At 76.2% G+C, this 9,308-nt stretch carries 8 protein-coding genes; 7 read left to right on the top strand and 1 reads right to left on the bottom strand.

Going from position 1 to position 9,308, the window contains the following annotated elements:
• The coding region (locus Q0112_RS08700; protein WP_297974026.1) for a S8 family serine peptidase at window positions 1–1,318 on the bottom strand (1,318 nt) is incomplete at its 3' end.
• A 137-nt stretch (window positions 1,319–1,455) separates the two neighbouring features.
• On the opposite strand from Q0112_RS08700, the gene Q0112_RS08705 reads away from it, so the two are divergent.
• From Q0112_RS08705 to Q0112_RS08735, 7 genes are all read left to right on the top strand, one after another.
• Entirely contained in the window at window positions 1,456–1,959 is a 504-nt protein-coding gene (locus Q0112_RS08705; protein WP_297974029.1) for an RNA polymerase sigma factor, read from the top strand.
• A 14-nt stretch (window positions 1,960–1,973) separates the two neighbouring features.
• Window positions 1,974–2,714 carry an anti-sigma factor gene (locus Q0112_RS08710; protein WP_297974032.1) on the top strand — a complete coding sequence of 247 codons (741 nt, stop codon included), beginning with the start codon at window positions 1,974–1,976 and terminating at the stop codon, window positions 2,712–2,714.
• A 115-nt stretch (window positions 2,715–2,829) separates the two neighbouring features.
• Window positions 2,830–4,065: a glycosyltransferase gene (locus Q0112_RS08715; protein WP_297974034.1), complete on the top strand. Its 1,236-nt coding sequence runs from the start codon at window positions 2,830–2,832 to the stop codon at window positions 4,063–4,065.
• Window positions 4,062–5,312: a glycosyltransferase family 4 protein gene (locus tag Q0112_RS08720; RefSeq protein ID WP_297974035.1), complete on the top strand. Its 1,251-nt coding sequence runs from the start codon at window positions 4,062–4,064 to the stop codon at window positions 5,310–5,312. The genes Q0112_RS08715 and Q0112_RS08720 overlap by 4 nt, the downstream gene beginning before the upstream one ends.
• The gene (locus Q0112_RS08725) at window positions 5,312–6,472 is read left to right on the top strand and encodes a glycosyltransferase family 4 protein (RefSeq protein ID WP_297974037.1); all 1,161 of its coding nucleotides are present in this window, start codon (window positions 5,312–5,314) and stop codon (window positions 6,470–6,472) included. Before Q0112_RS08720 ends, Q0112_RS08725 begins: the two co-directional genes overlap by 1 nt.
• Before the next feature lie 114 nt (window positions 6,473–6,586).
• Window positions 6,587–8,362 (top strand): ABC transporter ATP-binding protein, encoded by a 1,776-nt coding sequence (locus tag Q0112_RS08730; protein WP_297974040.1) that lies wholly within the window; start codon window positions 6,587–6,589, stop codon window positions 8,360–8,362.
• On the top strand, window positions 8,349–9,308 hold a 960-nt coding region (locus Q0112_RS08735; RefSeq protein WP_297974043.1), incomplete at its 3' end, for a phosphotransferase. The genes Q0112_RS08730 and Q0112_RS08735, both read left to right, overlap by 14 nt.

Consider the following 9,308-nt stretch of genomic DNA (forward strand, 5'->3'; position numbering starts at 1 on the left):
TGTCCCTGACCCGGCCGGCGCTCCGCGCCGCGGCGATCTCCACGGTCACGAAGGGCGCGGCGAAACTCGTTCCCGTCCATTCGGCACCCCCCGGCGAGCCGAGGTCGGCGCCCCAGACGCCGACCCCGGGCGCGGCGATGTCGATGAAGGGCCCCGCCGTCGCGCGCCGATAGATCCGTCCGCGCCGGTCGGTCGCCGTGACGGCGATGACCTGCGGATAGGCCGCCGGATAGCGCGGCCCCCCGCGCGGCCCGCCGTTTCCGGCCGCCGCGACCAGGATCACGCCCTCCGCGTCGCTGCGGGTGACGGCATCGGCGATCAGCGCGTTGGGCGGCCCGGCGATCGACAGGTTCACCACCGGGATGCGGTTGTCGATCATCCAGTCGAGCGCGGAGACGAGGTCGATGGCATCGGCGACCAGATCCGGGCCGCTGCCGCTGAAGACCGAGGCCGAGAAGAGCTCGACGTTCCGCGCCAGCTGCCCGCCCGCCGGGGTCCGCCCGGCGATGACGCTCGCCACCGCCGTGCCGTGCGCCAGCGAGGCGGCCCCGCCGGAGAAGTCCTTGCGCCTGATCCGCGTCCCGGCCAGCGCGGGATGATCGGCGACCGCCGTGTCGATGAGGCCGATCCGCCCGCCCGACAGGCAGGCCCCGCGCCCCGGCAGCCCCGCCACCACCCTGGCATAGACCTCGGCGTTCGGCGCATAGACGTGCGAGAGATCGAAGACCCCGCCCGGCACCGTCCGGATCGCGAGCGCCAGCGCCGCCTGGTCGGGAAGCCGGCGCGGCGGCGCCAGCCGCGCCACGATCCCCGAGCTGGAACGGCGGGCACGGATGACCCGGTAGCCCTGCTGCTGCAGCACCGCCAGATCGGCGTCGCGCAGCCGCGCGGCCGAGATCTCCCGCCGCCTCACCCGGTTGCCGCTGTCGCCATCCCCCCGCACCGGCAGGCTCGTCGGCATCCGCGGGGCGTTCCGGACGTCGGAGCCGGCCCGGCCATCGTCGTCATCGTCCCGATCGTCGTCGTCCTGCCGCTGCCCCCGCCGATCGTCGTCGTCATCGTCGTCGTCGCTCGTCGAGCGGTTGCCCCGGCTCGTGCGATCGTCGTCGTCATCATCGTCGTCGTCGCTGTCCGACCGGCCGCCGCCCCGACTGCCGCCGCCGTCATCGTCGTCGTCATCGTCATCGTCGTCGGCCCAGGCCGCGCCCACCTGCCAGGGCACCGCTAGACGCGTATCGACGAACCCCTCGGCGAAGCCGATGGCGGCACAGGCCGGCAGCGCGAGCAGGAGGACGGCGCGGAGCGACGGGAATGACATCAGGAACCCTCATTCTTCTTCGCCCTACAACGCGTCACGGGCAGAGCCTGGTCCCCGCACGAATAACCTTTCCCGCCGAGGGATGCGATGCACGCCCTCGCGCGTAGTCTGATCGAAGGAAGGACGTGGATGCCGCGATGAATCCGAGATTCGTCGAAGACCTGGTGCAGCTCGTGCCGAAGCTGCGGCGCTTCGCGCTCGGCCTCTGCGGCGACACCTCCGACGCCGACGACCTGGTGCAGGCGGCCTGCGAGCGCGCGCTGCGCAACGAGGCCTCCTTCATCCCCGGCAGCCGCATGGACAGCTGGATGTACCGGATCGTGCAGAACCTCTGGCTCGATTCCCGCCGCCGCGGCAAGGTCCGCGGCACCGCCGTCGACCCCGGCGAGGCCGGGCTCCACGACGACGGCAAGGGCGCGCGCGCCGCCGAGGACCGCATCATGCTGGCGCGCGTCTTCGGCGAGCTCGACCGGCTCCCCGACGGCCAGCGCGCGGTGCTGGTGCTGGTCGCCGTCGAGGGCCTCAGCTACCGCGAGGTGGCCGAGACCCTCGACATCCCGGTCGGCACCGTGACGAGCCGCCTCGTGCGCGCCCGCGAGGCCCTCTCCCTGAAGCTCGCCCCGCGCGGCCGGGTGCAATGACGGAGACCCCGGGGATGGATCGGGAACGCATGGACCCCCGGCTCCTCAACGCCTTCGCCGACGGCGCGCTCGAGCCCGAGGACGCGGCCCGCGTGGTCATGCACCTCGCCGACTGCCCGGCCGACCAGGCGGTGGTCGACGGCATCATGACGACGAACGCCCTCCTCGCCCGCGCCTGCGCCGGCCCGATGCAGGAGCCCGTCCCCCCCGCCATCCGCGCGACGATCCTCGACGCCCGCCCCGCCGAGCCGCGCCCCCGGCAGACGCCGCCTCGCCGCCGCCCGGCCCGCGCCTTCCTCTGGGCCGGCGCGCTCGCGGCCGGCCTGGCGGCGGCCGCCCTGCTGCCGCCGCTCCTCACCCGCGACGGCGCCGAGCTCGCGCTCGGCCCGGTGCCCGCCCGCAGCCCGCTGGCCGAGGCCCTGACCGAGCTCCACTCCGGCGAGACGCAGATGCTGGCGCAGGACGTCGAGATCGTCATGGTCGCGACCTATGCCAGCCCCGCCGGCTTCTGCCGCGAGTTCACCCTCCACGCCGGCGTCGGCGCGGCCGATCTGGCCGGGCTCGCCTGCCGCGACGGCACCGGCTGGCGGGTCGCCGCCCGCGAGACCGAGCCGGAATCGGAAGCCGGGACCCGCTACGTCCCCGCCGGCGGCGACGATGCCGATGCCATCCGCACCAGCCTCGACGCCCGCGATGCCGGCCCCGCCCTCTCCACCGCCGACGAGGCCGCCGCGCTCGGCGCCGGCTGGCGCTGATCCCCGCCCGCCGGCGGGATTCCGCCCTCCCCCGCATTTCGCATGGATGAACTCCGCCCCCGCAGCGTTGTCGTGAAAGAAGCATGACGCCAGCCAGGCCGAGGGATCCCATCCGATGCAGCCCCTACCGAGAGACCTCCGCCTCGCCGCGTCCACCCCCCTCCCCGCGGGCTGGCGCGCGCCACCGGCGCGGATCGCCCTCTACTCGCACGACACCCTCGGCTTCGGCCACTGGCGGCGCAACCTGCTGCTGGCGCGGGCGCTGCGGCGGCTCGACCCGGCGCCGCAGGTGCTGCTCGTCGCCGGCATGCGCGAGGCCGGGGCGTTCGACCTGCCGGAGGGCGTCGACACGCTGACCCTGCCCGCCTACGGCAAGACCGCCTCCGGCACCTATCACGCCCGCAACCTGGGGTTGACCCTTCCCGAGCTCGCGCGGCTGCGCGCCGGCACCGTCCGGGCCGCGCTCGAAGCCTACGACCCCGACCTCCTGATCGTCGACAACGTGCCGCGCGGCGCGCAGGGCGAGCTCGACCCGGCCCTCGCGGCGCTCCGCGCGCGCGGGCGGGCCCGCATCGTCCTCGGCCTGCGCGACGTGATCGACAGCCCCGACAAGGTGCGCGACCAGTGGCTGCGCCAGCGCAACCACCCCGCGCTCCGCCGCTGGTTCGACGAGGTCTGGATCTACGGCGACCCGCGCCTCTACGACGTCCTCGCCGAATGCGGCTTCGGCGGCGACTTCGCGGCGATGGCCCGGTTCACCGGCTATCTCGACCAGCGCGAGCGGCTGGCCCCCGACGCCGCCCCTCCCCGAACCGCCACCCCCTACGTCCTCTGCACCGTCGGCCGCGGACGCGATGGCGCGCGCATCTGCGCCGCCTTCGCCGCGGCCCACCTGCCCGCCGGCCATCGCGGCATCCTGATCGCCGGCAGCCAGATGCCGCTGCCGGAACGGGCGATGCTCCATGCCGCCGTGGCGGCGCGGCCGGACATGGAGATGCACGACTTCGTCCCCGAGCCGCTCCCGCTCATCGCCGGCGCCGCGCGCGTGGTGGCGATGGGCGGCTACAACACGGTGAGCGAGGTCCTCTCCTTCGGCGTGCCGGCGCTGATCGTGCCGCGCACCGCGCCGCGGCGCGAGCAGATCCTGCGCGCCGAGCGGCTGGCGGCGCTGGGGCTCGTCGGCATGATCCACCCCGACCGCCTCACCCCGGGCACCCTCTCCGCCTGGCTCGCCGCCCCGCCCCCCCGGGCCGGGGACGCGCGCGCGCGCATCGACATGTCGGGCCTCGACACGGTGCGCGCCCGCGCCGCCGCCCTCCTTCCCGCCCACCAGATGAAGGCCTGCGCATGACCCCCGCCCTGCCCGCCCGTGTCGGCTACGTCCTCAAGCGCTACCCGCGCTTCTCCGAGACCTTCGTCGTCAACGAGATCCTCGCCCACGAGGAAGCGGGCCGGAGCATCGACATCTTCGCGCTGCGCCGCGTCGAGGAGAGCCACTTCCAGGACATCCTCGCCCGCGTCCGCGCCGGCGTGACCCGCATCCCCGACCGCCCGCGCGGCGCGAACGACTTCTGGCAGGCGCTGCTGGCCGCCGCCGAGGTGCTGCCCGCCCTCTGGAGCCGCCTCGACCACTTCCCCGAGGCCTCCGGCGAGGACGTCTTCCAGGCCCTCCTCGTCGCGACCGAGGCGCGGCGCCGCGGCATCGCCCACCTGCACGCCCATTTCGGCACCCTCGCCAGCACCGTCGCCCGCATCGCGGCCGACCTCGCCGGCATCACCTGGTCGATGACCCTGCACGCCAAGGACATCTACTTCGGCTACGAGGAGGACCATCACCTCGGGCTGAAGCTCCGCGACGCGGCGGCGGCGATCACCGTCTCCGACTACAACCTCCGCCACCTCGCCGACCGCTTCCCCGAAGCCAGCGCGCCCGTCGTGCGGATCTACAACGGCATCGACCTCGCCGCCTTCCCCTGGCAGGCGCCCCGGCCCGAGGCCGACGAGATCCTCGCCGTCGGCCGGCTGGTGGAGAAGAAGGGCTTCCACATCCTGATCGAGGCGGTGCGCATCCTCTCCGCCGAGGGCCGGCCGATCCGCTGCCGGATCATCGGCTCCGGCGAGGAGGAGGCCGAGCTGCGCGCCCAGATCGCCGCCTGCCGCCTCGGGGACGGAGTCACCCTCGCCGGCCCGATGCCGCAGGCCGAGGTCAAGGCGGCGATGCGCGGCGCGGCGATGCTCGCCTGCCCCTGCGTCGTCGGCGGCGACGGCAACCGCGACGGCCTGCCGACCGTCCTGCTCGAGGCGATGGCGCTCGGCCTCCCCTGCATCGGCTCGGACGTCACCGGCATCCCCGAGGTCGTCGCCGACGGCCGCACCGGCCTCGTCGCCCCGGAGGGCGACGCCCCCGCCCTCGCCCGCGCCATCGCCCGCCTCCTCGACGCGCCGGACCTGCGCACCCGGCTCGCCATCGCCGCCCGCCGGCTGATCGAGCGCGACTTCGACATCCGCCGCAACGCCCCCGCGATCGGCGCCCTCTTCGACCGCTGCGCCACGACGCGGCGGGCCGGCGCCCTGCCGCGCGCGCGGGGAGCCGCCTGATGCGCATCGCCTACGTCTGCACCGACCCCGGCATCGAGATCTTCGGCACCAAGGGCGCCTCGGTCCACGCCCGCGAGATGCTGGCCGCCCTCGCCGCCCTCGGCACTGAGATCTCCCTCCTCTCGCCCCGCATCGGCACCCCGCCCGCCGACGCCCCGCCGCTCCGCCTCCTCCCGCTCCCGCCCATCCCCGGCGGCGCGCCCGAGGCCCGCGCCGCCGCCCAGCACGCCCTCAACGACGAGATCGCCGCCGCCCTCCGCGCCCACGGCCCCTTCGACCTCGTCTACGAGCGCCACGCCCTCCACGCCCACGCCGCCATGGAGGAAGCGGCCCGCCAGGGCATCCCCGGCCTCCTCGAGGTCAACGCCCCCCTCATCGAGGAGAGCCGCCGCCACCGCGTCCTCGCCCTGCCCGAGCCCGCCGCCGAGAGCACCCGCCGCGCCATGCGCGCCGCCGCCCTCGTCCTCGCGGTCAGCGCGCCGGTCGCCGGCTACGCCCGCGCCCATGGCGCCCGCCGCGTCGAGGTGGTCCCGAACGCCGTCGACCCCGCCCGCTTCCCCGCCCTCGACCGCCCCGCCGACCGCCCCGCCGGCCGCCCCGAAGGCCGGCTCACCGTCGGCTTCCTCGGCACCCTCCGCCCCTGGCACGACGTCGCGACCCTCGTCGCCGCCCTGCCGCTCCTCCGCCGCCGCCACCCGCAGGCCCGCCTCCTCCTCGTCGGCGACGGGCCGGAGCGCGAGCGGCTCGGCCCCGCCCTCGCCGTCGAACCCGCCGAGGTGCCGGCCTGGCTCGCCCGGATGGACATCGCCGTCGCCCCCTACCACGGCGACCAGCCCTTCTACTTCTCGCCGCTCAAGATCTACGAATACATGGCCGCCGGCCTCCCCGTGGTGGCGAGCGACGTCGGCGACCTCGCCGCCCTCGTCCGGCACGGCGAGACCGGCCTCCTCTGCCCGCCCGGCGACCCGCCCGCCCTCGCCGCCGCCCTCGCCCGCCTCGCGGGCGACCCCGCCGCGGCCCGCCGCATGGGCGCCGCCGGCCCCCCCCCGGGCCCCCCCCCCCCCCCCCCGCCCCCCCCCCCGCCATCCCTGGGCCGGCACCGCCCGCCGCATCCTCTCCCTCGCCGACGCCGCCCTCCCCGCGCGTCAACCTTCCATTAACCCGACGAATCCCCGCAATATCATGCATTTACCTATAGTTTCGCGCGCGAAATCCCCGATCTCGCACCCCCCCGCCCCGAAACCGTCCGCGAGGCCCTCCCCGGCCTCGGCCGCGTGCTCCGCCGCTTCGCGCCCTACATGCGCCCCTACCGCGGGCTGATCCTCGGCGGCGGCACCGCCCTCCTCGCCGCGACGCTGATGAAGCTCGCCGAGCCCTGGCCGCTCAAGTACGTGATCGACCGCGTCGTCCCCGGCGACTTCGCCGGCACCGCGCCCGGCCGGCTCGCCGCCCTCGCCCCGCTCGAGCTCCTCGCCCTCGCCGCGCTGGCGCTCGTCGCCGCCGTCGGCCTGCGCGCCCTCTTCGACTACCTCGCGACCCTCTGCTTCGCGCTCGCCGGCAACCGGCTGCTCACCGACGTGCGCGCCGACCTCTTCCGCCACCTCCAGCGGCTGCCGCTCGCCTTCCACACCCGCGCCCGCACCGGCGACATGACCATGCGGCTCATCGGCGACGTCGGCATGCTGCGCGAGACCGCCGTGACCGCCGCCATGCCGATCCTCGCCAACCTCCTCGTCCTCGCCGGGATGATCGGCGTGATGCTCTGGCTCGACCCGCGCCTCGCCCTCGTCGCCCTCGCGCCCCTCCCCCTCCTCTGGCTCCTCACCGCCCGCATGGGACGGCGCATCCGCGAGGCCAGCCGCAACCAGCGCCGGCGCGAGGGCGCCATGGCCGGCACCGCCGCCGAGGCCCTCGCCGGCATGCGCACCATCCAGGCCCTCGGCCTCGAGGAGCGCGTCGCCGCCCGCTTCGCCGCCGCCAACGCCAGGAGCCTCGGCGAGGGCGTCCGCGGCACCCGCCTCTCCGCCGGCCTCGAGCGCAGCGTCGACCTCCTCGTCGGCGCCGCGACCGCGCTCGTCCTCTGGTTCGGCGCCCGCGGCGTGCTCGACGGCCGCCTGACGCCGGGCGACCTCATCGTCTTCATCACCTACATGAAGAACACCTTCCGCCCGGTGCGCGACTACGCCAAATACTCCGCCCGCCTCGCCAAGGCCTCGGCGGCCGGCGAGCGGGTGGTGGAGCTCCTCGACACCGAGGCCGGCCTGCCCGACGGCACCCGCGACGCCGGCCGCCTCGGCGGCGCGATCCGCGCCGAGGGCCTCGGCTTCCGCCACCCCGGCCACGCCGTCCTCTCGAACCTCTCCTTCGACATCCCTGCCGGCCAGTTCGTCGCCATCATCGGCCCGTCCGGCACCGGCAAGTCGACGCTCGCGAGCCTCGTCCTCCGCCTCTGCGACCCCGACGAGGGCCGGCTCCTCCTCGACGGCCAGGACATCCGCGACTTCACCCGCGCCTCGCTGCGGCGGCAGATCAGCTACGTCCCGCAGGAGCCGCTCCTCTTCCACACCTCGATCTCGGAGAATATCGCCATGGGCGCCGGCGGCACGGCCGAGCCCGGCGAGATCGAGGCCGCCGCCCGCCTCGCCAACGCGCACGGCTTCATCCTCGCCCGCCCCGACGGCTACGCCTCGCCGGTCGCCGAGCGCGGCGACAACCTCTCCGCCGGCCAGCGCCAGCGCATCGCGCTGGCCCGCGCCGCGCTGCGCCCCGCGCCCATCCTCCTCCTCGACGAGCCGACAGTCGGCCTCGACCCGGCCAGCGAAGCCGCCGTCCAGAGCGCGATCCTCCGCCTCGCCGCCGGCCGGACCACGCTCCTCATCACCCACGACCTCGCCTTCGCGGCCCGCGCCGACCGCATCCTCCGCCTCTCCGGCGGCCGGATCGTCGCGGACGGCCCGCCCGCGACCGTCCTCCGCGCCGCGGACCCCGCGCACGGACACCCCGAGCCAGCCAACGAGCCCGCCAACGAGCCCGCCCATGCCGCTCTCTGACGCCGACCGCGCCCTCGTCCGCCGCGACCGGCGGCTCGTCGGGCTCGCCCTCGTCCTCGACGCCGAGGCCGTGGCCCGCCGCCTCGGCACCGGCCCGCTCGTGCCGCGCTACCTGCGCTACAAGCCCGGCGAGACCTGCACCGCCCATTTCGACGACGGCGGCGCGGGGATCATCCTGCGCGCCGTCACCGCCGACCGCTACCCCATCTACCTCGAGCGACAGCAATGGCACCGCCCCGAGGCCGCCGTCCGCTTCCTCGACGACCTCCGCACCGTCGCCCTGCCCGCCCGCCTCGGCTGCGGCATCCGCACCGCCCGCCCGCTGCTCGACCCCGCGCGCGCCGACGAGACGCTGCGCCGCCTCCTCGGCCCCGGCGCGCACCGCCTCCACCTCCTGCGCCTCAAGCCCGGCCGGCGCCTCGTGGCCCGGATCGACCGCGCCGGCCGGCCGCACGCCCTCCTGAAAGCCGTCCCGCCCGCCGCCTTCCCCGCGCTCCTCGCCGCAGCCGAAGCCGCGGCCGAAGGCGGCGGCCCCGCCATCCTCGCCCACGACGCGGCGCAGGGCCTCCTCGCCCAGGCCTGGATCCCCGGCGAGACCGTCGACCCCCGGACGGCCACCCCCGCCGACTTCGCCCGCATCGGCGCCGCCCTCGCCGCCCTGCAACGCCGCCCCCCCGGCCCCGCAGCGCCGCCGCCGCACCCCGCCGCCCCCGCCCTCGCCGCGCTCGGCGCCCTCCTGCCCGCGCTCGCCCCCCAGGCGCGCGCACTCGCCGCCGCCCTCGCCGCCGCCCTCCCCCAAGACGGCGCGCCGGCCTTCTGCCACGGCGACTTCAGCCCCGACCAGGTGGTGCTCTCGGACGGAGCGCCCCGGATCATCGACTGGGACCGCTCCGGCCCCGGCCCCGCGCCCGCCGACCCGGGCAGCTTCCTCGCCCGGCTCGACGCC

The organism is uncultured Amaricoccus sp., assembly GCF_937858865.1.
Taxonomy (GTDB): domain Bacteria; phylum Pseudomonadota; class Alphaproteobacteria; order Rhodobacterales; family Rhodobacteraceae; genus Amaricoccus.